The sequence below is a fragment of the Niallia sp. Kr1 genome (assembly GCF_050389805.1).
GTDB lineage: Bacteria > Bacillota > Bacilli > Bacillales > Cytobacillaceae > Bacillus_BD.
Genome location: NZ_CP130945.1, coordinates 4,550,237 through 4,574,599 on the forward strand (window position 1 = coordinate 4,550,237; position 24,363 = coordinate 4,574,599).

Consider the following 24,363-nt stretch of genomic DNA (forward strand, 5'->3'; position numbering starts at 1 on the left):
ATAACTGGATTTTTAGAAGCAGGAACCAATTATGGTCCTGCTTCCATTTTTATAAAAAACGATATACGTATTTATATCAGAACTATCATATAGATAAAAAACTTCTGTACCACCTAGCTTTCTTTTCTACAAAAGGCTAGAGGTAGTACTTGAGTTACTCTCAGATGACACCGGAGGAGCTGCAAACATATGGGAATGCACGATGAAACCGTAGGAGAGCACTATAAAACCCACTTAGAACAAGTTAAATGGAATAATCAATATTTCTTTGGGAAAAGCATGGTAAAAGTACTGATTGCAGCAGTTGTCATTTATATTTTTCGCGTGATCCAAAAAGGTTCCAATTCATATGTATACGAAGGAACAGCTGTGCAAGAGATGGGGAGAATTGCCATCAGAACTCTTCCAACCTTTTTTATCGTTCTTCTATTAGGCGCGGGGGTATTGTGGTATATAGGTAAGAGAAAATATGATGCTGAGTTGGTAAAGGTCCGGCAAGTAGATTATATTGCTGGGCAAGTAATTAAGAAACATGCACCGTTTCCAACGGTTGAAAAAATAAAGACCAATATGGAATTTATTGATACTGCACCGGAACATTTGGAACCTGAAAAAGTGAAGATGGCCAATGACCAACAAGAAATATTCTTAAGCGAGAAAATAAAACACCTTGAGGACCTACGGTTAACAGAAGAAGAAGCCGCTGTATCACAGGTAGAACGAATACACTTTTCACTATTGTCTGAATATCAACCCTATGTTCTTGAACAATTTAACAAACAACTCTATCAAAAAAACGTAAACGACATAGACTGGATTTACAAAGGCATCAATCTCGTTCAAAGATTCGAAGAGTATGTTCAAGAAGCTCATGAATCTTATTCAAAAGAGTTAGGAATTATCGCTTCGGGTAACCGGGGAGAAGAACGAGTAGAGAACGAACTGGATTTAATGAAATCATATTGCACGTATTTATCTAATGTTCGGTTAGAAGTAGAAGGAAACTCTGTTGAAACAGATAGTATTGTCTTCTCACCAAACGGAATCTTTTTCTTAGAAGTAAAGAACTTTGCGGAAAAAGGGAATTACAGTCTAAAGATTGCAAAGGATGGCCAATGGCAGCAAATATATCAGAACGGTACGATCATTCCCATGAAGGATGTGCAGGCCCAAAATAACCGGCATATCTTCCTAAAAGATCGATTCATTCGGGAACAATGGGAGAAATTATACGGGGAAGCTCCCCCTTCCATTCACTATCATTCCGTCATTGTCATTGCAAATGATCATGTCATGATTAACAATGAATCGGATGTACCTGTTATTCGAATTTCTCAACTATATCACCACATCATGAAATTCCAAGATAGTCTATCTCAAGATGTATTGGATCGAGTGAAGAACATTATTCTTTCCAATCAACTTCCTCCGAAAGAGTATGCGGTTCATGATTACTCCAAAGGGATCGAAGAATATCGTGCGAAAATTAATATCCTGGAAGAACACGGACAGGCAATGTGGCAATTGTATTATGACTACTTAGGGGAAGTACAAGGTCACAGAAAATAAATGTTGAAATCTACAAATGGGATATAGACCATTATAGGAAGTAGTTCTTTTTCATATGGTGCAGAATGGAGGCAAAGGAATTTGAAGTTATTCATGCCATGTTTGTTTATTTTTGTAACGATTCTACTAGCAGGCTGTACCGAACAGAGCGAGGTAAAAGAGCAGCAAACGATTCAAAAGCAGGAAACGGTTAAACAAGACAAGGCGGGAAGTGATTTAGAAGAAAATTCTACTCAAGATGACGAGAAAAAAACTAAGCCGGCAAATGAGATGGAATTAAATGAAGATGAGGTCACTTGGGAAGGTAAGTGGATTTTTCTAAGTGATGACAATCTTGGACAACTTTTGATTGAACAGGTGGATGACGATACGATCACTTACCTCCTAGCGGGAAGCAGAATGAACCCTGTTAATTTAAGTTCTTATGGAAATTCCTTAGAAGGAACAGGTGTGATTAAAGGAAACTCTATTGAATTAACAAGTAGCTCAAATCCAGATTGTGGCGGTTCCTTTGTTAAAAATCATGATGTGATTACTGTTTCTATACCTAATGGAGGTTGTCATACACCACAAGTATATTTAGAGGGCGATTATAAAAAAGCAGAGTCGATTGAGATTCCACCTCTCTTACAGATTCATAATGGAAATTTCCAAGTTTTTGGTATATCAATGGGAGATACGCCGTCTATCGTAAAGGGGTTAATTGGAAATCCAGAAAACGAAGGTCCGGATGAAGAGGAATTTTATGAATGGATACAGACCTTTGACATGAATCATCTTTTAATCTCTTATTATAGCAATCAGGTAGACTCTATTTCAGCAGTGGTAAGTAAAGATCAGTTAGAGACCGCTATTTCAGACCAATTTAATGGTGAAAAATATAGGGGTGACAGCGAATCAATTTACCTATACAATCCAGAAAATGAACAATTACTTATCTACACTCCTTCCCAAGAAGATCCAACAAAGGTAAATATTTTAGTTACACATGCAGATGGAAACTTCCATGCCGGCGTTGAGAATGGCTGGATTGAGTCACAGGGATGAAACAGGGGGACGGTTCTCCTGTTTCACCTCATCAAATGAAATGAGGAGAGCCACCGTATTTCACTTCCCTATTATGCTTAAAATGGAACAAGGAGAACCGTCCCCCTGTTTCATGTAATGATATTCCCATACCCCTGATACTCTTCAGGTACGTGATCGGTTATGATTTGAACGTCCCCGATCCTGGCAAATTGATAGGGGGACACCTTTCCGAATTTAGAGGAATCCGCTAAGACGAAGGCTTGGCGGGAATTTTTGATGCTTAATTCTTTGAGTAACGATTCATTTTGGTCCGCATTGGTCAGTCCGAATCTTGAATCAATCGCATTGGTCCCAAGAAAAACTTTATCAAAATAAATTTTCGATAGCGCCTCAATCGCCATGGGTCCCACCATCGCCATCGTTTCATGCTTTAAATTCCCTCCGATGACACTGACCTTTATATTCCTCTCGACCGCAATATTGATATTGGTAATCCCATTTGTATAGATCGTTGTATTTGTATTCGTATTCTGGTAACATTCGAACATCATCTGGGTCGTCGTGCCGGAGTCAATGAAAATAATATCTCCATCTTCAATGTAAGAGATCGCTTTTTCAGCAATTCGTTTTTTTTCCTCTACATAAAGAATATTACGATTGCTCATGGACGTTTCTTTCGTCGTATCAATGAACGTAGCTAGACCGCCATACTTGACTTCAACGATTCCTTTTTCCTCAAGCTGCTTTAAATCTCGACGGACGGTAATTTCCGAAACCCCCATCTCCATCGCGAGCTCCGTGATATAGGAAGGCTTTTTCTTCAATTTCTCTAAAATGTATTCATGTCGTTTAAAAGGGATCATCTTCCTCACCACCACTCATATCGCTTTTCTTAACACTTCCATCCCTCATCACAATCCCACATCTACACAAACGGGAAAATGATCGGAAGGATACCGTCCATGGAATCGGTCCGTAATCACCGTCGTTTTTTCCACTCTTACATACTGATTCACAAAAATATAATCAATCCAATGGTACTGATCCCAACTTAATCCATGATTAAAACCAACACCTGTACAGGTTCCCGTCGGACCGGTATGGTGTGGAGATCCATCGACAACATTTCTCAACTCGGGAACCAGTACTTGATAAAACCGTTCATCCCTCTCCCCATTAAAATCACCCATTAAAAATACCGGATGATCAACGATCGCTGCAATCCGATCTAATAAAATCTGTGTAGACTGAAAACGAGCTTCTTCACTGCGATGGTCAAAATGGGTATTAAACACATAAAATTCCTTCCCCGACTCCCTAATCTGAAATCTTCCCCACGTACAAATTCTCGGGCAGTCGGCCTCCCATCTTTTCTCCTTCTCTTCATATTTTAATGTCTCTGACAGCCAAAAGGTATCAAATTCTACTAAATCGAACTTTGATTTTTTATAAAAAATAGGATTGTATTCATTGCTCTCTTCCTCGGACCTACCCACTCCAAAATAATCATAATCCGTTAATGATTGCAGATCCTGTAGCTGTCCCTCTTTTACTTCCTGTAGCCCCACCAGATCAAAGTCATAATCCCGAATGACTTTCATGACTTGATTTTTTCTATTCACCCAAAGATCTTCGACATCATCAGGGGTTTCCATCCGGATGTTATAGGTCGCTAAACGTAAATTACTCATGTGTACCACCTCTCCTCTTTCTTTTTTTAAACCTTACATTTCCATAAACAGCTGTAAGAATCAGCGTGTTTAAGACCATTAAAATAGCCGTATAAACAAGAGTCAGCGCCTTTGTGTCTGCTGAAACGGAATTGCTCGTCGCATTCATAATGGTGATCCCTAGTGGCTCATATAATGGATGATAGAGAAACACAGTTAAATCGTAATCTGGCAAAATACCAATAAAATTTAGAGCAAAAATTCCTGCAATGGAAGGCAAAATGATCGGCAATAGCACTTTAATAAATGTATAGAAAGAATTGGCACCTAAATTTTTGGCCGCTTCTTCGATTTCATGATTAATCCCGTAAAAGGTAGACTTTGAGATACGCAGTGTGAACGGAATATGAACGATGATATAGCCAATTAACAGCAACCAAAATGTCCCAGTAAAAACCTGATTCAGCACAATCCATTGGCTGGTATTGAACGTAACAATTAATCCAACAGCAATCAATGTGGATGGCAGGAACCAAGGAATCATTAACACATAGTCTAATAGCCTCGTTAATGTATTATTATATTTTTTCATCAAATAGGCACACAACAAACAAAAAGCAACAACCAAGAAAGAGCCCGCTAGACCATACCCTAGTGATACTAAATAAGGACTGAGCGCTTCTAAACTAGAAAAAGCCAAAAAGTAATGATCTAAAGTAAAACTGTCTAGAGTCAGAACACCGGATGAAATCGCTAAGGAATCGGTAAAGGAATAAAGAATAATGGCTAGCACAGGAAGGCTATAGATCACAAAAGCACCATATGCAAAAAGGTGGACAAGCACATTTCCCAGTTTGTGATTGATCTTTTGTTTTACCAAGTTCGACTTCGTTTTAGAAATAGACATGTAGTTCCCTTTTTCTTCAGATCGAAGCATGAACGTTAATAAAATAATGGTTACAACCCCTAAAATCAGTGCCAGCACAGTCGCTAAATCCTTTGAACTAGAGCTGTTGGCAAAGGTTAGAATCATCGGGGTAATCGTCTCAAATTCTTTCCCACCAAACACTAATGGCGCTGAAGTGGCACTTAATCCTGTTAAAAAGGTCAAAATCGTCAAAGCAAACAACGTAGGCTTTAAAGTAGGGAGAACCACTTTCCTGAGAATTGTCCACTGCGAAGCCCCTAAATTTTTGGCTGCTTCAATGGTCTGATAATCCACGCTTTTCAGGGCACTAGATAAAAACAGCACATGGTTCGATGTACACGCGAAAGTCATGACAAATGTAACCGCAAATAACCCACTAAACCAGTTAGGATCCCCATTCGGATTTAGTTGTAGAAAAAGGTTAGTCAATGGGCTATTCTCACCATAAACAAGTTTATATCCTAAATTAAGTGCAACTCCACTGTAAATAAGGGTGGTAAAATAGCTTATTTTTAAAAAGCGGGCCCCTTTGATATCAAAATAATTTGTGATTAATACAAGGGCAATCCCTACAAAATTAACTGTACATGTTAAAATAACGGCTAATAAAATACTATTAAAAATACTGCGAACCGCGCGCTCAGAACTTAAAAGCTTTTGAACAGGTTCAAGCGAAAAGTCACCTGTTCCGAAAAAGGTCTCATAAATCGTATTGACATTCGGAAAAATCAAAAAGGCAAAGACAAACCAAGAGATTAAAAAGCTTAAAAGAATAATGACGGGATTAAATTTGTTTTTTAACGTATCCATCTCAGGTCCACCTCCTCTTATGCATACTGCAGAACGTGCTGCTGATTTAGGACAACTCGTACCTTTTGGTTTTGTAACTCTTCCATTGGCAGTTTTTCCTTTAAAATGGTGCGTATAATGGTATTCTCAATGGCGATGGTATATTTCGTGTAAATGCCATAATACTCCGTATCGACCAAAACCCCTTCGAATGCGACCTCGTCCTCATTAAGTGAATAAGATTGATCACTAGTAAACAGTTTTAATTTTTCAATTCGTGTATAGAAATGACGGTGATCTCTAAAATTCAAGGCAGGAAATTTTTCTGGATATCGATGAACGAGGGTTGTCATATCATTGCTATCCCCAATAAAGTTACAGACAAATTCCGTTGCAGATTGTTCATAAATCTCTTGGGGTGTCCCGATTTGTTCAATTTCACCCTTATTAAAAACAGCAATCCGGTCAGATAAGGTCAACGCCTCTTCCTGATCGTGAGTGACATAAATCGTCGTAATCCCAAAGTTTCTTTGCAAACTTTTCAGCTCATTTCGCAGCTGCACACGTAGCTTTGCATCGAGATTGGACAAGGGCTCGTCCAATACTAAAATATTCGGCTGATTCACCAGTGCCCGGGCAATGGCCACCCGCTGCTGTTGTCCGCCTGATAGTTCGGATACCTTCTTACTCAACTGCTCGGAAGTTAGATCCACCTTTCTTGCAATCTCATGAACCTTTTTCTCAATCATCCCTTTATCCACTTTATTCACTTTTGGCCCAAATGCAATGTTGTCAAATACCGTCATCGTTGGAAACAGAGCGTAGCTTTGGAAGACCATTTTAATATCTCGTTTTTCCGTAGGTAACTTGGTAATGTCACGGTCATTTAAATAAATACTCCCCGACGACGGCTGGGTTAGACCCACTAAGGCACGTAAAGTTGTCGTTTTTCCACAGCCTGAAGGCCCTAAAAAGGTGAAGAACTCTCCTTCTTTCACATCAAAATTCAACTTCTTTACCGCTATAAAATCATCATATTGGATGGTGATATCTTTAAAAGTAATCATCGAATTCTCCCTCTTTCCAAAAATAAAAAGGATTGAAATAATGATAAAATCCTATTATTTCAATCCTGAGCCTATTAATCGTTTAAAAAATGACTAGCTTAAAAGATTTCTAGTTCTAGTTTTTCTACCCATGAATCAATGTTTTCTGTGACAAATGCCCAGTCAATCTCTTGCGCTTTGACATCCGCAAATACCTCTTTCTGGAACTCAGTCACTTGACCCTGAGCTTTCGTATTAGCAGGCATGGCATTAAATTCAGCTGCGAAAGCCCCTTGAACATCTGCAGAACCAAACCAATCGATAAATTCCTGTGCTAATTTCTCTTGTTCGGTTCCATTGACAATTCCAACACTTTCAACGACTAACGGTGTTCCAGCTTCTGGATGGATAAAAGCTGGCTCTGTTCCATATTGTTCTGTCTTTGCTCCTAATTCACCAGAAATCATCGTACCAATTGGTGCTTTACCAGACGCAAACATAGTGGAATAATCTTCACCTTCTGGAATTTGCACGCCATTCTCAAAATAACGTTCAATCGTTTCCCAGCCTTCTGCAGAAATTCCTAATTCCCCGTTTGAATCTTGGAATTGTGATAGAATCCCAGCAACGATCACTTTTGACGTAGCCGCTCCTAAATCATCACGAGCCTGGTAGATTCCAGCAAACTCTTCCTTATTTGCCAAGTCGAGATAGCCTTCAGGTGCATCCTCTTCCTTAACAAATTCAGGATTATACGATAAAATTAACGCTTGTTTTACTAAACCATGGTAATAGTTATCAGGATCGTTAATGCCTTCTTCAACCTCTCCAGCCCATGCTGGTTCATATGGAAGCAATACATCTTCTGATTGTAATTGTTCAAAGAACATATGATTTAACCCAAATACAACATCGGCTACTGGTTTTGCTTTTTCCGAGATCAAACGGTTTGTAAGGTCTCCGCCCCCAGCGCCAACAATTTCAATGTTAAAGCCTGCTTTTTCGGCTTCTTCTACTAGCCATTCCCCACGGCCATCACTATTTGAATTCGTGTATACTACTAATTTTTCATCTTTATTCGTTGCTTCAGAAATATTTTCAGTTTCTTCAGTAGTAGATGCCGTTCCCCCATTGCCACATGCTGTTAATATAAGCGCAAGAAATAATACGAAAAGTAAACTTACATGTTTCCACTTTTTCCCCATAACCATGTTGTTGTTCCCATCCCTTCGATTTTTTAATAGGATTGTTGAGATTCAATGATATTTCATTTTTTGTCATTTAATATCATTTGTTATCAACGAGGTTAGTATAAACTCTTAATGTTAATCATTTTTCCGATAGAGGTAAACCTACTGTAAATATTTGTTGAAGTTTGATAGATTTTGTAAGAAACGTGACAACATTGGCTTTAGGTCACCCTTTACAATGGCGATATTCTATTAAACCCGCACACTAACTTCCAAAAGGTTGTCTCTTCCTTCCTTTATATATGTGCTCCTTTCAGCAAAGGTTTCACACCTTTTAACCTTTACATTTATTCACAAAACGTTAAAACGGGGTTAATAGTCTACACTTAGACTGATAATAATTGATAAACTTAAGAAATTAATGGATCAATATAATTGGAAAAAAAGTTTCTAGTAGGAGTGGATGAAGTGGGAATAGAACTCATTGAGTTATTTCAGCAAGGAAAACAGAATAACGAGGATTTATGTGAAGACATGTATGTGTTCAATAATCAGTTTGTAGCAGTCATTGATGGAGCTACAAACATCTGGGACCGAGTGATTAGGGGTAAATCCCCTGGGCGGTTTGCTGCTGAAGTGATTAAACAATCGATTGAACAAATCGAGAATGAAAGATGTACGCTTGAAGAATTAATAGAAAATATCAATAAAGATTTGCAACAAGCCTATCAAGAAAATGGGATTTTAGAAGAAATAAAGCATAATCGAACCCTAGCTCCAACTGCCAGTTTGGTGGTTTATAGCCACTACCATCAGGAAATTTGGCAAATTGGTGATTGTCAAGCCATGATAGATGGAAAGCTTTTTATTAATGAGAAAGAATTAGACAGCATCACCGCCAATGCAAGATCCTTATTCTTAGAGGCAGAACTCAAAAAAGGAAAGACCGTCGAAGACCTGTTAGTGGAGGACAGCGGATGGGACTATATAAAACCTTTGATTCAGCAGCAATACTATCTGCAAAATGATCCTGAAAGTCAATATGGCTTTGAAGTAATTGACGGGTTTGAGGTGGCCTTATCAAAAGTCAAAAAGATTAAAGTACCAAGCAACGTAAAGGAAATGGTCTTAGCGTCGGACGGATATCCTTACCTTAAGCCTACCCTTCAAGAATCTGAGGACAGCCTTCAAGACCTCTTGAAGACAGATCCACTATGCTTCCAACAATACAAATGCACAAAAGGATTACGTAAAGGAAATGTATCATTTGATGATCGGTTGTATATTCGGTTTGGGGTATAAGAAACAGGGGTAAGAAACACGGGGACGGTTCTGCCCGTTTCACTATCTGATTCCATGAGTCACAGGAACAGGTCCCGTGACTCATCATCTGATACTGGTATGAGTCGAGGACCCTGTCCCCTTGACTCACCTAATGAAACGCGAGAACCGTCCCCATGTTTCAAAAAGGTTTGGTAACCATTAAATATAGAACAACAATAGGAATAATCGTTGCAATGATACCAATCATATCCCAAGCTCTAGAGGCTTTTTGATAGTTAGTGATTTGGAATTCTTCACCACTGTATTTAATCATTTTTCTTTGGAGAGGGAGTAAAAAAGAAAGCCATATCACTCCTGTTAGGGTAAATAGCCCTAAAGAAACGGTTAACCAATTTAATTCATTAAAAGAATAATGACGATTCGTGGCCAAAATAAAGCCAGTAATAAGTAATGATAGGATACTAGGAATGGTAAAAATATAATCAGCCATCATAATATTTTTAGTCGTCTTATTGATATGAGCGTCATCCCTTGAAAACTCTGCTTTCAATTTCCAAAAGGCAGCTGTAATGATATTTCCCAGTAAAATAATTGCAGAGAAAATGTGTATTAACAGCAAATATTCCATATTTCCATCACCCCCTATTTTATCGCTATCCATTATTCTAAATATTTACTTTATGAAAATGTTAACCTCCTTGATTCTATTTAACTTGGGAACTAGTATGTCTCCTTCATGACCTTGGATATATCGGGTCAAAGCATCCAGTTCAGTCGATCCCTCCATGAAATTCGTCCCTTTCCGAAAGACACTAAATCCATCTCCGCCCCCTGCTAAGAATTCATTCATCGTCACTGTATACATTTGATGATCATCGATTGGATGTCCATCCTCATCCAATAATTCCTTGATCCGTTCCCCAATGGGCATATGAGCATCCCATGTATAACGCATTCCGGAAATTTGCAGGATACGTGGTTCACCACCCATCCACTGCTCTTCCAAGACCGCTTTCATTTGTTCACCCGTCAGATTCATTTTTACAAGACGAAAGTCAAACGGAAATGCGGTGTACACTTCTCCCCAAGTGATTTCACCTTTGTCAAGGTCCGCACGTATTCCTCCTGGATACACAAAGGCTACATCTGTTTCCATTTCGTGACGGAGCGAATCTGCTATGACATTCCCCAGTCCAGATTCCCCACTTTGATTCTGCTTTCTCGTCATCTTATCACTACTGTATCCAATGACTTTTTGAACATAAGAATCTACCGGCTCTCGATAGGAATCGACCATTTCTTTTATCTCAGCATCTGGTTCCATGCCTTTATGATAGGTTCTTACGATTTCGGCCTTCTTTTCGACAATGTCCCCAGTCTCCGGATCAATCTTAATATCCACATCCGAAAAGGCCGTTCCATTTGAATAAGATTGTACAATGAGTTTTTGATCAATAATGGTATTCGCATAGGTATGATTATGGGCGCCATAAATAATATCAATTTCATCATCTACCCTTTGGGCAAATTCAACGACGTCCCCGGAAGGATCGGAGCCATCTTTTTTAGTAGATACCGAATTATGCGCAAGGACAACAATCGCTTTTACCCCTTTTTCTATCAATTCTTCCGCTGCCTGATTTATAGCTGCGACCTCATCAGTAAACACAACCCCTTTTATTCCATCGGGAAGAACAAATTTGGTTGTCTCCGTTGTTACAATGCCAATAAATCCAATAGGGATCCCACTTACCTCTTTAATCACATAGGGAGGAAGAATGGATTTTCCCGTTTCTTGATCCATCACATTTGCAGCGGTATGTGGAAAATTTACCCCTTCAAAATATCCAGTATGTTCATGACTTCCACCAAATAACAGTCGCTCTAACTCTTCATATCCTTCATCAAACCCATGGTTTCCCACTGTTCCGACATCAAAGCCTAACCGATTTAAAAAATCAATCGTTGGTTCATCCTGATGAAGAGAGGAAACCGGCGCACTGGCTCCTATCGAATCTCCAACATGAAGGAGCAGCGTATTTTCATTTTCTTGTTCATATTTTTTTAAATAAGAGGCTAAATATTCTGCACCACCGACCTGTTTTCCATTCACAGTACGGTACACGTCCAGCTGTCCATGAAAATCATTAATGCCTAATAACTGAATGGAAATATAATTGTCTTCCGCATTCGCATGCTGTAGTTGCCTATCACATGCAGATGTACTTATCAGAGTAAAAGATATTAAAATGCATAGTATAATCTTCCTCCTATGTAACACCCAGGTCCCCTCCCCTTTTTTAAGTTAACATTAACTTGACAGTGTTAACTTAAAGCTTGAAGGAAGTAATAATTTTGTAAAAATACTACTTTTGTGACAATTCCCAAACACGGGGACGGTTCTACCCGTTTCACTATCCTATTCTAAATAGAAACAAAGAGAACCGTCCCCCTGATTCCATGTATAGACTAATCCTTTTTCGGGTATTTTACTTATATTACTTTATGGAGTGAAAGCGATGATTTTAATCCTCAAGATACTGGTCCTCTACATGGTAACGATTGCGATGATGAGAATAATGGGCAAATCAACGATCATTCAAATGACTCCTTATGATTTAGTCGCAATTATTATTGTGGGAACGGTTGCATCCGAACCGCTCATCAGCACGGAGTTCTATCCAACATTATCCGCTTTAGAGATCTTGTTAGTCCTACATATCCTGTTCTCTAAATTAACTTTATGGCAATGGGGAAACCGTTTATTTTTAGGTGAGCCTACGCTTTTGGTCAAGCACGGGGAAATTGTAGAAGACAATATGGAAAAATCACGGCTATCGTATGCCCAGCTGCTATCGATTTTAAGAAGCAAAGGCTATCCGAAAATTGAAGACATTGATTATGCCATGCTTGAGCCAATTGGAGAAATCAGCATCATTCCAAAGGCGGAAAACACCCCCGTCACGGTTGGGCACCTGCAGATCCCAATTGAGGATGAGGGTCTTCCGATTGTGGTGATTATTGACGGTCGGGTGCAGGAAAGGAACCTCATCCTTCTTGGAAAATCACAAGATTGGCTAATGGAACACTTGTCAGCCAGCAGATTAAACGTGAAGGATATCATTTATGCATATGTGAGTGAAAAGACGAAGAAATTAAATATCCATAAACGCTCGGATATCGAATAGGCTACGTTAACCCATGGATTTTTTAAAAGTTTTTTCTATTATGGATATCAATCAAGGAGCAAGGGAACAGAGACCTCACCCGAAAATGAAAGAAATTCAGTCCGGTATAACCATCTCCAGCTTCCCTTCAACACGAATGATCTCAATCACCTTATCAGCAAACAGATAAGGTGTGTCAAATCGATCCTGCTTTTTGATATCCAGATAATTATTATTGGTCGTTAGGACAGGGTAGACCGCATTCGTCTTCTTGGATCCATTTTGATTAACCTCTATTTCTGCCATTAAGATGATTTGTTTACGTGAGATAGCAAAAAAGAGCTTTCCAAATTCTCTGTCATTGTCCATGATGGGAATCTGCTGCAGGATGGAAATGAGGCAAGTAACAAAATCATTCATCTGCTCGTTTGTTAAACTCTCTAACTGCATTTCCTCTAAAGCTTTGTTTACTCCACTTTTGATTTCCTTAAAGGAAAATACATCTTCTATCTTAATAGACGTTTTCGTTTTTCCGAGGCTTTCAAACCTTTTTCTCATTTCAAATAAATGGTCCTTGATCAAACCTGTATACTGCTCCCGCAGTACAACTAAATCTGCAAGTTCATTAATACTACGAATCTCTTTGCATCGCTTGCGGATTAATTGTAAAAAAGGACAGACATCCTTCTCATCAAACGTATGATTTACCAACTTACTATAATAATAGTTCAATAATGATTGTTCTTTCTTATCCATTTGTCTCTCCTAGCTGTAATTTTCATATCTTCCCTATTGTAAACTTATACGTTACAGGATACAAAATGATTATTGTATAATAAAGTCCACACAATTGGCAGTAGGTAACAGGCACCCAAAAATGTTAATCTAGATTTTGCCACGTTGTGTACGATTTCACCCCTCTCTCATCAATTATTTGAAGGAATTACAAATAATGATTATGGACAGATAACTCAATCTATCTCAGGTATTTTGGGAGCGGTTTATACAGCGTCTAAGCATAAAAATTACTAGAATGGAAGTATAGATTTCGGATTTGACAGACGCCTATATTCGAATGGATCGAACAAATTTTTCAACTGATTGATTCCCCTGTTTCTAGTTAAGTAAGAAGCTTGCCTAGACTAACCCTAGCTAAGTTAATATCAGGAACATTAGTTTAACAAAATTCGGAGTGCCATAGGCAACCAAAATTAGGGACAGTGGCTGGGTGGCGACCTGTCCCCATGTCCCTCTTCCACAGTGTTGAAAATGGTCAGAGAACTGATGTGTTTCCTTGGCTCACTGTCGGTCCAGTATTTTACCTGCTAGAAAATCTTTAATGATCTGATAGTAGTTTTCGCTTTTCTGAAGGATTTCGTCGATAATTTCTCTCACCGCACCTTCTCCTCCATTAGAAGGTGCAACGAATTGAACCGATTCTTTCACAAGAGGAACAGCATTATGAGGCGCACAGGGGAAACCGACCATTTTTAATATAGGCAAATCATTGATGTCATCTCCAACATAGCAGATTTCCTCAAGTCGTATGCCCGTTTTTTCCCTAATTTCCTCCAGTACCTTTATTTTCTCTGAAATGCCCTGATAAACATAATCAAATTTTAACTCTTCGGCTCGTTTTGATACTGCCTTCGAGGTTCTCCCGCTTATAATCGCAAACTTTATTCCTGTATAACGGGCAATACTAATCCCCATCCCATCTTGTGTATGAAATGATTTATATTCTTCTCCATCACTTCCTATATAAAGTTTGCCATCTGTAAGTACCCCATCAACATCTAAAACGATTAATTTAATACGATTCACTTTTCGATACGCTCTCCCTTCATTGCCCTACTAGAAGATGCTTAGTTTGGGCCAAAGAACTTGCCCCCCTGTCCCGGCTGAAACAGGCAGAACCGTCCCCATGTTTCATTATTATTTTAAATTTTCTTAATTACTGATAAACTATTCATATACTCTTATATTAATATACTATCATAGAAAGAAGTTGAAAAAGTAATGAACAAAACGCTACAAGATATTGCGTATTCCATCCTAGACTTGGTTCCGATTGCTGAAGGAAGTGATGCGGGCACGTCTTTTAAACGTTCGGCGGATTTAGCTCAGCATGCAGAGAATTGGGGATATAAAAGATATTGGTTAGCGGAGCATCACAATAAGCCGGGAATTGCCAGCTCTGCTACTTCCATTTTAATAGGCCATATCGCGGCGAATACATCAACCATTCGAGTAGGTTCAGGGGGAATTATGCTGCCGAACCATGCTCCACTCGTAGTAGCCGAGCAATTCGGAACATTAGAAACGCTATTTCCTGGTCGAATCGATTTAGGTCTAGGTCGTGCTCCTGGAACAGACCAGCTTACGGCAAATGCTTTACGTCGTAGCGTTAATAGTGATGGACGTGATTTTCCAGAACAAGTGGCAGAACTTAGAGCTTATTTTAGCCCTGAAAATATGAGAGTGAACGCCATCCCTGGCAGAGGTCTTCAAATGCCGATTTGGCTTCTTGGCTCAAGTGGTTTTAGCGCTGGATTAGCGGCACAACTAGGTCTTCCTTTTGCCTTTGCAAATCATTTTTCACCAGAAAATACATTGCCTGCTCTTGCCTTATATCGAAATAACTTTAAACCATCGGCAATCTTGCAAGAGCCGTATGTCATGATTGGGACCAATATCATTGCTGCAGAAACGGATGAAGAAGCACAAAAGCGATCAACCTCCTTGCTGCAACATCATCTTGGACTGATTCGTAATGAGCAAGTCCCTCTTCAACCTCCAGTTGAGGATATCGATGCTCTATGTAACCCTTATGAAAAGCAGATTTTACAGCAAAAATTAGCAGGCTCGATCATTGGCAGCCGAGAGACTGTAAAAGCAAAACTCGAAAAATTTGTGGAAGAAACACAAACCGATGAAATTATCATAAACAGCCAAATTTTTGACCACCAAGCCCGCTTACAATCCTACGAAATCGTAGCAGATATCATTCAAAACGCTTAAAACAATAAAAAATAGGAGTGTAAACTAAACTGTGTAATTAGGAAAGCACGGTTCCTACTTACCAGTTTAGTTTTTTTATTGAAAATATGATTATTTGGGTTGGGGAGTTATTATGGAAAAGAATTTGCTACTAGAATTATAGAACAATACCAACCAGAGTCTATACAAGATATGCAAAATGTACTTAAGGATATTTTTGATCCTATGTTTGAAGTGATGTTAAAAGAGGAAATGAATCATCATCTTGGTTGTAAATCTGTTTGTTATTGATTGGGAAAACTGTTTAATTTAATTTAGCTTTACAGCCTGACGCTAAATAATTTCAATTTTTATTACTACTATGAACGTTTCTCTACTTTCAACTGTTCTTTTAAGTGGTTAACACGCCTTGAGTAATGGCTTTCCAAATAGACTCATCAGTGATATCCAGGCTTCATCTAAATCGGGTATTGTCCTTGCTAACCGTATAATTTGAATTAACTCGATTGCTTGCTGTAACGTAAGGCTAGAATGGATAAAAATACACAAAATATAGACTGAGATATCCCAGTCTATACTATTATATTAATCGATTATTCTTAGTCCTACTTCCTTCTATTTCCACGTTTCATTCTTATAGCGAATCCCACTACATATAACGCAAAAAAATGCCCACAACCAATTTAGGTAATGAGCATTATTAGTCAAGTTTCTTCTATATCAATAGGGGGGATTTTCGATAGCATATTAAGTTGTTACTTCTTGAATTCAGTGAACTCCACATGTTTATCTGTATATTGATCTGAATTCCTGTTTGTTAACCAAAACTCTAAAGCATTCGAATTCCCTGACTCGCTTACTTTTTCAATCTTATAAATGTACTCTGTGTTCTCTTCGTCATATGGAGCTATTAGCCCTTCAATCGTCCTACAATCTCCCGCTACAATATAATCTGCTTTCTTCGTATTATCTTGTTCTATAATAGAGTTAATAAAATCTATACCAGCTTTCGGTTCAACTCCGATTCTATAAATAAATGGGTTGCAAATTGCATAATAGGTGGCACCAATAAGATGACGATGTAAATGCTGAGAAGCAATTGCTTGTACATTTACATCTAAGGGGATAGTAGCTTCTAGCTCTTTTGTCTGACGATGAAGTACTCTTAGCCTTCTAATATGACCGTTGTCATCTGTTCTTAAATCAATATATTTTTGACTAGACATTGCTACTTGTTGTAAATCCGCTTCATTAACGATTTTATCTAAACATGTTAAATACAAGTATCCTATTGAAGTCAGTTCTTTAGTACCAGCAAAGTTACCTCGACTATCATAAAAATGTCCACTTTTCATAATACTCTCTTTAGCGTTAGCAGTGGTATGGTGGTATAAACGAATGTAAGGTTCAAAGTTCTCTTTAAAATATCCTGTTCCCGTTGCGTATTCACTTAACATCTTAGGTGCATGAATTTCACACTTATAAAGCTCTGAATAATCATCATATCCTCTTACAAAATCGGTATTAGAAAATCTTAATTCTATTGTCTGTTTACTAGAAATATCTACTACAATTGAACAATGGATATCGTTGTCAGTAATTATTAATCGACAGCCGAAAAAAGATAGAGGCTGAATCCATTTAAAACAATTTCCTTTATCTTCTTCCAAGAATATTAGATCTGGAACAATTAGAGATTCACCAATAGTATGAATCAGCTTACACTTCACAAACCCTTTAACTATATTGGAGCGTTCATTACTTCCACCAAGTTCACTGAAATATAAATGGCTTCTGCCCTTAGCATATCGATTAAACATCTTGTTCCTGTTCAAGATAACCCCTTCTCTCTCAAGTAATTCTGAATCATTATTACCCGTTATATTTTACCATTTCCATTCAAGTACAAGAAATATAGTCTATTAAACTATTAGAATAAAGCAAAAAAATGGCCCACTATCATAATGGAGATTGCCTAGTAAATAAAGTGAGTGGGGGTCTGATCCCAATTTTCTGCAGCGTTTTCTGTATGTAATTTTTATATAAAGAAAATATTAACAAAAGGGGAAAGAAAGACCTATGTTAAGCTGCGAAAATGATCATAAGGGAAACGTAATATTCTAATTTTTTTAAAAATAGTTCCCAAAAGGCACCCCAAGGTCCTGATAAAAAATACCTTATTGTCCATCAATCGACTTTTTTCTCTAAAAAAATTCTTTACACTCCTTTAAAAATTACCTCCTATAATCATAATTGGTTCAAACATTTGATAAAAAGAAGGGAGAAAATCACAGTGGACAGACATTTAGATGAATTGATTAAAAAATTCAATGAAGAAAGATTGAACAAGCAAATTGATCGCCGCAGCTTTCTTCAAGGGGCCAGTAAAATTGCAGGGGCTTCACTCGGTCTTGTGATTGCCCAGTCTTTAGGAGGATTTAAGGTTGATGCTGCTCCAAGATTTAACAACTACCCATTCACACTTGGCGTAGCCTCAGGGGACCCATTATCAAACAGTGTTGTATTATGGACAAGACTTGCTCCGGATCCATTAAATGGCGGAGGAATGCCTGCCAATGTCGTTCCGGTCAATTGGGAACTGGCAACGGATGAGAACTTCCGCAACGTTATCCAGCGCGGCAATGAACTTGCTTCTCCTGACCTTGCACATTCCGTTCATGTAGAGGTAAATGCTTTAAAACCAAACACGGTGTACTATTATCGTTTTAAATGTGGTAATGAGGTAAGCCCTGTTGGAAAAACAAAAACGCTTCCAGCAATCGGTGCAAGTGTAGGAAGCTTGACCTTTGCTTTTGCTTCCTGTCAGCAGTTTGAACACGGCTACTATACCGCTTATAAGCATATGGCAAATGAGGATCTTGATCTTGTCTTCCATCTCGGTGACTATATATATGAATACGGTCCAAACGAATATATTTCGTCTACGGGCAATGTCCGAACTCATAGCGGTCCAGAAATCATTACCATTGAAGACTACCGGAACCGCTACGCTCAATATCGTTCAGACGCTGACCTGAAAGCGGCACACGCAGCCTTCCCATGGGTGGTTACTTGGGATGACCATGAAGTGGAAAATAACTATGCGAATATCACCCCTGAAAAAGGACAATCTGTTGACGAATTTATTAAGCGCCGTGCCGCTGCATACCAGGCTTACTATGAGCACATGCCGCTTCGTAAATCTTCACTTCCTTATGATGGTGGCATGCAATTGTACCGACACTTCACTTACGGCGATTTAACTTCCTTCTTTGTATTAGATACTCGCCAGTACCGTGATGACCAAGCGAATGGCGATGGAACGAAGCCGCCTTCAGCGGAATCACTTGATCCAAATCGTACTCTTCTAGGATCCGAACAGGAAAAATGGCTGCTTGATCATTTAGGAAGCTCTAAATCTAAATGGAATGTCCTCGCGCAGCAGATTTTCTTCGCACAGCGGAACTTCGGGACAAGCGATGCACCGAGATTGAGCATGGATTCATGGGACGGTTATCATGCAGCCCGTCAGCGCATTACTGATTTTTCTATAGAAAAGAATATCAACAACCTGGTCGTGTTGACTGGGGATGTTCATGCAAGCTGGGCGGCCAATCTAGTAACGGACTATAATAATCCTGAATCTCAAGTGATTGGAGCAGAGTTTGTTGGAACCTCCATTTCATCAGGTGGAGACGGTTCTGATTGGCGTGCCGATACAGAAAAAACATTATCCCTAAACCCGCATATTAAATTCTTTAACAATTATCGCGGCTATGTTCGCTGCCAAGTAACGCCGGACCAATGGCGTGCAGACTATCGCGTTGTTCCATACGTGACAAAGCCGGGTGCGGATATCTCAACAAGAGCGTCATTTGTGTTTGAAAAAAATCAGTCTGGACTGAAGGAAATAGACTCTAGAACGATTCCAAATGGCGTTCAAATGTCAACAGAGGTCGAAGAAGACCGTCATCGTGCCCACCACCGCGCACACGAAAAACAAATGGAGAAAAAACGGAAGAAAGTATTGAATTAAATTCCAGCTGGGATGTTTCTTAATTCCTGACGGATTTCTGTACTCGTTTCCTTCTTAATTTAGTAAAAAATTATTAAATATGATTTCCCTCACTTACTTTGTCTTTTAATGCTTTCAGTTGAGTGGGGGTCTGACCCCGATTTCCCGCGAAACATTCTGTGAAACAAGATTTTTCGGGTCGTGACAGGCACGCAAAAAGGAGAACACGGGAACCGTCCCCATGTTCTCCCTATCTCTATAACCTAAACCAGAGTTTATTTTAAGCAGCAGCTTGGACGACACTTTCACCTCGTCTTTTTTTCAAGGTAAGCATCACCACAAAGGATATACAATAGAGAGCCGCTAAGTAAATCATCGCTACCGTCATATCATAGCTTTGTAGAAGATAACCGACAAGAATAGGAGATAATCCCCCTACAGCCCTACCAAAGTTAAAGATCGTATTCGTTGCCGTACTACGAATATCAACGGGATAGAAACTACTAATTAAAGCGCCGTATCCAGCAAACATTCCATTTGAGAAGAAGCCGACAATGGCACCACCTACTAAAACACCCACACTTCCCGTTGCAAAGGAGTACAGAAATACCGCACATGCAGATGCAAGGAGAAAGATTCCATAAGCACGCTTCGTTCCAAATCGATCCATAAACTGACCAAAAGTCAGCATTCCAATAATCATACCTAGAGCTGTACTAATCGTCCATAGTGCTGAACTTGAAACCGATAGACCCTGTGACTGTTGTAACATAGACGGAAGCCAAATCATTAATCCATTGTAGCCAGCTATTTGAACCGTCGCCATGATCGCTAAACCAATCGTCGTCATTGTAACGCGAGGAGTTTCAAACAACTGAACGAGTTTCCCCTTTTCCTCTTTTGGACTATCCTTTTTTGCCTTCTGAGCAGCCAGCCATTCGGGTGATTCATCTAGATTTTTGCGAACGATAAAGGCAAAAATCACCGGCACCACTCCTACAAAAAATAGGGCTCTCCATCCCAAAGTAGGCAAGATCATGGCACTTAGTAACGCGGCAAGAATCACACCATATTGAGCACCTACACTGACATAGGAAGAGGCTCTCCCTTGTTTATTCTTTGGCCAGGCCTCTGCCACAAGCGCCATCCCAATTCCATATTCGCCCCCTGCCCCGAGTCCTGCAATAAAACGGAAGATATAGACCTGCTCAATATTCGTTGCAAATCCAGTTAAAGCTGTACCAATTGCAAATAAAATCACGGTATACGTAAAAATTCGAACTCGACCAAATTTATCGGCTAATATACCAAAGATAATACCACCTAACAACATCCCAATATTTGTGATTGATGAAATAAGACCACCTGTTGCCATATCAATATGAAACTCTGAAATGATCATCGACATGGCAAACGAGATAAACATGATGTCCATCCCTTCTAACGTTAACCCTGCCACAGATGCAGCCACTGTCTTTTTACGATAATCCATTTTTTATCACCCTCCTATGTTTTCTTCCATAATCATCTCTCTATAGGAATGGTGATCTATTTAATAACTCGCCCATTCTCCTTTGAAGCCTCACAGGACTTCATTAAAAGAGTGATTGTTAAACGATTGAACACAACAAAAAATGCCCTTTCGTCAGAGAGGACAAAAAGGGCATGAATAGACTCATACAAAAGTCTTCATGTTCACGAATTCCTTTTCAGCCTCTCTGGACTGTATTAAAGGGAACTATTTTGTTGTTGATTATACTAGCATAATATAATCCTATTTTCAACAAAAACATGGAGACGTTTCGAGACTACTGAAAAAATGGTTGCTATGAACAATGAGTCTATTTTTCATCAATATACAGTAAACACAAGAGGCAATCATCTAGATATAGTAGGTAATTGCCTTCTTGGTTAGTTAAAATAGACTTTTTCAGTGGCTTCGACCTTTCCCCCTATCCCATCATTACAATAGATATAGAATCACATAATTGGTAAAAATTACACATCTCTACGAGGCGTCCCTGTAAACGTAAACAAAAATTTACATAAAAGGGGAAGGTATTTCAAAATATTTGTAAAATACTTAATAGTGTTTCAATAGTATATTTAAGGGAGGGGATGTCATTTTATGAAGGCATTGGTGTCATTTTTTAATCGGATTATGCAGAGGTATTTGCCAGATCCATTTATATTCGTCATCATTTTAACTTTTGTTGTATTTGGATTAGGCCTGGTTTTTACAGATAACGGACCCTATCAATTGGTCCAGCACTGGGGAAATGGTTTTTGGGGACTTCTTTCCTTTACAATGCAGATGGTCCTTGTATTATTAACGGGACATGTCTTAGCAAGCAGCCATATTTTTAAAAAAGGGTTAGGATCTCTTGCTTCATTCGCCAAGACACCTGGGCAAGCGATTGTCATCGTAACCGTAGTATCCATGATTGCAAACCTCATTAACTGGGGATTCGGGCTTGTCATTGGCGCTTTGTTTGCAAAGGAATTAGCAAAAAGAGTAACAACTGTTGACTACAGGCTGCTAATTGCGAGTGCTTACTCAGGGTTTCTCGTATGGCATGGCGGAATTTCAGGGTCTGTTCCATTGACCATTGCCACGCCAGGACACTTTACCGAAAATCTAATCGGTGTTGTACCAACAAGTGAAACTACTTTTTCAACCTTTAATATCGTGATCGTATTAGGTTTGTTGGTAACCATCCCGATTATCAACCGCTTAAGTATGCCATCTAAGGAACAAACGATAACCGTTGATCCTGCACTCTTACAGGATGACATCCAAGCAGCGACCATTGAAAAAGAAGCCCTAACACCTGCTGACAAACTTGAAAACAGCAAACTTATTTCTTTATTAATTGGATTAGTCGGGCTTGTTTTCTTATTCTATTATTTCGCTACTAACGGATTTAAGTTAAATCTCGATATCGTCAATTTCTTATTTTTATTCCTTGGCATTCTATTTCACGGTACTCCAAAACAATTCTTGGACGCTGTGTTGAACGCGGTCAAAGGAACGAGTGGCATTATCGTTCAATTCCCATTCTACGCTGGATTAATGGGATTGATGACGACCTCCGGATTAGCTGCCGTTATATCTGACGCGTTTATTGCCATTTCAAATGACTTTACCTTCCCAATGCTTGCCTTTTTAAGTGCCGGTATTGTCAACTTCTTCGTTCCTTCTGGTGGAGGGCAATGGGCCGTTCAAGGTCCAATTATGCTGGATGCAGCGACACAACTTGGTGCATCACTTCCAAAGACAGCGATGGCCGTTGCATGGGGCGACGCCTGGACAAACATGATCCAGCCATTCTGGGCACTGCCCGCACTGGCAATCGCTGGACTGAAGGCGAAGGACATTATGGGTTACCTTGTCTTAGTTCTAGTTGTAAGCGGTATCGTCATTTCACTAGGATTGTTATTCTTCTAAACAGCAGAGAGGATGATTCAAGTCATGAATCATCCTCTCTTTTTATGTTGATTTGAGTCAAGGGGACAGGTCCCTCGACCCACCGAATAATAGATAAATAGAGCAATCTTGTGTTACACTATTTTTTAACGATAAATTCGGCGGACAAATACCATGCCCCATTTACTCATAACAGGTCCTTTTCAGGCCGTCACTGTGACGTAACTTCTTCGACCATTTTTCTATTTTCATCCGCGTTAGCATGGACTTTGTTCATGGACTTCCTTGACCAAATCGAAGCGAGGATGGAACCATTTATGACATGCAGCGTAACAGCAACAGCACCAGGTAATGCGGTTAATGGTGAGGCTGCAAAGTGCGTCTTAGCAAGAGAAACCCCTAATCCAGCATTCTGGATGCCGACCTCGATTGAAATGGCTCTCTTTGTTTCATCATCTAGCTTCATGAGAACACCGACCATATAACCAACAAACAATCCAGACCAATTATGTAATAAAACCGTAGCAAAAATAATCAACCCTGAAGCTGCAATATTATCTCTATTTCCAGAAACGACAGCAGCACATACAAGAGCAATCGCAATCACAGAGATGAGCGGCAACAAAGCTCCCCCTTTTTCGACAACCTTTGGCACCATCTTTTGAATTAACAGACCTAGAGCAATGGGAACAATAATAACTTGAACGATGGATAGAAACATTCCAACAGGATCTATCGGCATCCACTGCCCAGCGAGCAAATACAAAAGGGCTGGGGTAACAATTGGTGCAAGTAATGTGGATAAAGATGTCATCGCAATGGATAGAGCTGTATTTCCTTTCGCAAGATAAACCATGACATTGGAAGAGGTCCCACCTGGAACACACCCTACTAGAATAATCCCAGCAGCCAATTCCGGAGGGAGATTAAACAGAACGGCAATCCCATAGGCAAGCAAAGGCATGATCGTAAATTGGGCTAAAACCCCAATGATTACCGACTTTGGTTTGGTAAGTACTAGCTTAAAATCTACCGGTTTCATGGTCATACCCACACCGAACATGACAATCATGAGCAGTGTGGTTATGTAGGATCCTAACCAAACAAAGTGTTCATGCCAAACAAAGGCTGCAACGGCAAAGAGAACACTAATCACACTAAAATACTTATTCGCAAACTCACTAACTTGATTCATTAATTTCATTGTTGCTACTCCTATCTCTATAGATGTGTTGTGCTTTCATTTCAC

At 39.3% G+C, this 24,363-nt stretch carries 20 protein-coding genes; 8 read left to right on the forward strand and 12 right to left on the reverse strand.

The genetic code is table 11. The features are described from left to right. Positions 1 to 189: 189 nt before the first annotated feature. Both Q5760_RS22420 and Q5760_RS22425 read left to right on the forward strand, forming a co-directional pair. A complete protein-coding gene (locus tag Q5760_RS22420; RefSeq protein WP_428909773.1) occupies positions 190 to 1,569 on the forward strand; it encodes a nuclease-related domain-containing protein in 1,380 nt (459 codons plus the stop codon). A gap of 81 nt (positions 1,570 to 1,650) precedes the next feature. Continuing rightward, positions 1,651 to 2,616: a hypothetical protein gene (locus Q5760_RS22425; RefSeq protein ID WP_428909774.1), complete on the forward strand. Its 966-nt coding sequence runs from the start codon at positions 1,651 to 1,653 to the stop codon at positions 2,614 to 2,616. A 110-nt stretch (positions 2,617 to 2,726) separates the two neighbouring features. On the opposite strand, the gene Q5760_RS22430 is transcribed toward Q5760_RS22425, so the two are convergent. The 5 genes from Q5760_RS22430 to Q5760_RS22450 all read right to left on the reverse strand — a co-directional run bounded on the left by Q5760_RS22430 (position 2,727) and on the right by Q5760_RS22450 (position 8,236). Further along, complete coding sequence (locus tag Q5760_RS22430; RefSeq protein WP_428912662.1) at positions 2,727 to 3,461, reverse strand: DeoR/GlpR family DNA-binding transcription regulator; 735 nt, start codon at positions 3,459 to 3,461, stop codon at positions 2,727 to 2,729. A gap of 48 nt (positions 3,462 to 3,509) precedes the next feature. Continuing rightward, a complete protein-coding gene (locus Q5760_RS22435; RefSeq protein WP_428909775.1) occupies positions 3,510 to 4,289 on the reverse strand; it encodes an endonuclease/exonuclease/phosphatase family protein in 780 nt (259 codons plus the stop codon). Further along, positions 4,282 to 6,006, reverse strand: a complete 1,725-nt coding sequence (locus Q5760_RS22440; RefSeq protein ID WP_428909776.1) for an ABC transporter permease — start codon at positions 6,004 to 6,006, stop codon at positions 4,282 to 4,284. The genes Q5760_RS22435 and Q5760_RS22440 overlap by 8 nt, the downstream gene beginning before the upstream one ends. Positions 6,007 to 6,023: 17 nt before the next feature. Beyond that, positions 6,024 to 7,052, reverse strand: a complete 1,029-nt coding sequence (locus Q5760_RS22445; protein WP_428909777.1) for an ABC transporter ATP-binding protein — start codon at positions 7,050 to 7,052, stop codon at positions 6,024 to 6,026. Positions 7,053 to 7,150: 98 nt separating this feature from the next. After that, positions 7,151 to 8,236 (reverse strand): extracellular solute-binding protein, encoded by a 1,086-nt coding sequence (locus Q5760_RS22450; RefSeq protein WP_428909778.1) that lies wholly within the window; start codon positions 8,234 to 8,236, stop codon positions 7,151 to 7,153. Between the two features lie 420 nt (positions 8,237 to 8,656). Here Q5760_RS22450 and Q5760_RS22455 point away from each other — a divergent pair, with 420 nt between their 5' ends. After that, positions 8,657 to 9,523, forward strand: coding sequence for a hypothetical protein (locus Q5760_RS22455; protein WP_428909779.1), 867 nt, complete (start codon positions 8,657 to 8,659; stop codon positions 9,521 to 9,523). Between the two features lie 160 nt (positions 9,524 to 9,683). Here Q5760_RS22455 and Q5760_RS22460 read toward each other — a convergent pair whose 3' ends face one another. Then, the gene (locus Q5760_RS22460) at positions 9,684 to 10,133 is read right to left on the reverse strand and encodes a DUF2269 family protein (protein ID WP_428909780.1); all 450 of its coding nucleotides are present in this window, start codon (positions 10,131 to 10,133) and stop codon (positions 9,684 to 9,686) included. A gap of 45 nt (positions 10,134 to 10,178) precedes the next feature. Beyond that, positions 10,179 to 11,786, reverse strand: coding sequence for a bifunctional metallophosphatase/5'-nucleotidase (locus Q5760_RS22465; protein ID WP_428909781.1), 1,608 nt, complete (start codon positions 11,784 to 11,786; stop codon positions 10,179 to 10,181). 238 nt (positions 11,787 to 12,024) lie between these two features. Between Q5760_RS22465 and Q5760_RS22470 the strand changes: the two genes are divergently transcribed. Beyond that, a complete protein-coding gene (locus tag Q5760_RS22470) occupies positions 12,025 to 12,693 on the forward strand; it encodes a DUF421 domain-containing protein (protein ID WP_428909782.1) in 669 nt (222 codons plus the stop codon). A gap of 96 nt (positions 12,694 to 12,789) precedes the next feature. On the opposite strand, the gene Q5760_RS22475 is transcribed toward Q5760_RS22470, so the two are convergent. Together Q5760_RS22475 and Q5760_RS22480 are read right to left on the reverse strand one after the other, a co-directional pair. Beyond that, positions 12,790 to 13,428 carry a hypothetical protein gene (locus Q5760_RS22475; protein WP_428909783.1) on the reverse strand — a complete coding sequence of 213 codons (639 nt, stop codon included), beginning with the start codon at positions 13,426 to 13,428 and terminating at the stop codon, positions 12,790 to 12,792. A 543-nt stretch (positions 13,429 to 13,971) separates the two neighbouring features. Then, positions 13,972 to 14,496, reverse strand: coding sequence for a KdsC family phosphatase (locus Q5760_RS22480; RefSeq protein WP_428909784.1), 525 nt, complete (start codon positions 14,494 to 14,496; stop codon positions 13,972 to 13,974). A 195-nt stretch (positions 14,497 to 14,691) separates the two neighbouring features. Here Q5760_RS22480 and Q5760_RS22485 point away from each other — a divergent pair, with 195 nt between their 5' ends. Together Q5760_RS22485 and Q5760_RS22490 are read left to right on the forward strand one after the other, a co-directional pair. Beyond that, positions 14,692 to 15,693 (forward strand): LLM class flavin-dependent oxidoreductase, encoded by a 1,002-nt coding sequence (locus Q5760_RS22485; protein WP_428909785.1) that lies wholly within the window; start codon positions 14,692 to 14,694, stop codon positions 15,691 to 15,693. 99 nt (positions 15,694 to 15,792) lie between these two features. Then, positions 15,793 to 15,963: a hypothetical protein gene (locus Q5760_RS22490; RefSeq protein ID WP_428912696.1), complete on the forward strand. Its 171-nt coding sequence runs from the start codon at positions 15,793 to 15,795 to the stop codon at positions 15,961 to 15,963. A gap of 464 nt (positions 15,964 to 16,427) precedes the next feature. Here the strand turns inward: Q5760_RS22490 and Q5760_RS22495 are convergent, their stop codons facing one another. Beyond that, positions 16,428 to 17,492, reverse strand: a complete 1,065-nt coding sequence (locus tag Q5760_RS22495; RefSeq protein WP_428909786.1) for a hypothetical protein — start codon at positions 17,490 to 17,492, stop codon at positions 16,428 to 16,430. A 467-nt stretch (positions 17,493 to 17,959) separates the two neighbouring features. Here Q5760_RS22495 and Q5760_RS22500 point away from each other — a divergent pair, with 467 nt between their 5' ends. Further along, positions 17,960 to 19,708 (forward strand): alkaline phosphatase D family protein, encoded by a 1,749-nt coding sequence (locus tag Q5760_RS22500; RefSeq protein ID WP_428912663.1) that lies wholly within the window; start codon positions 17,960 to 17,962, stop codon positions 19,706 to 19,708. A 259-nt stretch (positions 19,709 to 19,967) separates the two neighbouring features. Here the strand turns inward: Q5760_RS22500 and Q5760_RS22505 are convergent, their stop codons facing one another. Next, the gene (locus Q5760_RS22505) at positions 19,968 to 21,179 is read right to left on the reverse strand and encodes an MFS transporter (RefSeq protein ID WP_428909787.1); all 1,212 of its coding nucleotides are present in this window, start codon (positions 21,177 to 21,179) and stop codon (positions 19,968 to 19,970) included. Between the two features lie 636 nt (positions 21,180 to 21,815). Between Q5760_RS22505 and Q5760_RS22510 the strand changes: the two genes are divergently transcribed. Continuing rightward, positions 21,816 to 23,135 (forward strand): short-chain fatty acid transporter, encoded by a 1,320-nt coding sequence (locus Q5760_RS22510; protein WP_428909788.1) that lies wholly within the window; start codon positions 21,816 to 21,818, stop codon positions 23,133 to 23,135. Between the two features lie 190 nt (positions 23,136 to 23,325). On the opposite strand, the gene Q5760_RS22515 is transcribed toward Q5760_RS22510, so the two are convergent. After that, positions 23,326 to 24,318 (reverse strand): bile acid:sodium symporter family protein, encoded by a 993-nt coding sequence (locus Q5760_RS22515; RefSeq protein ID WP_428909789.1) that lies wholly within the window; start codon positions 24,316 to 24,318, stop codon positions 23,326 to 23,328. Positions 24,319 to 24,363 lie beyond the last annotated feature (45 nt).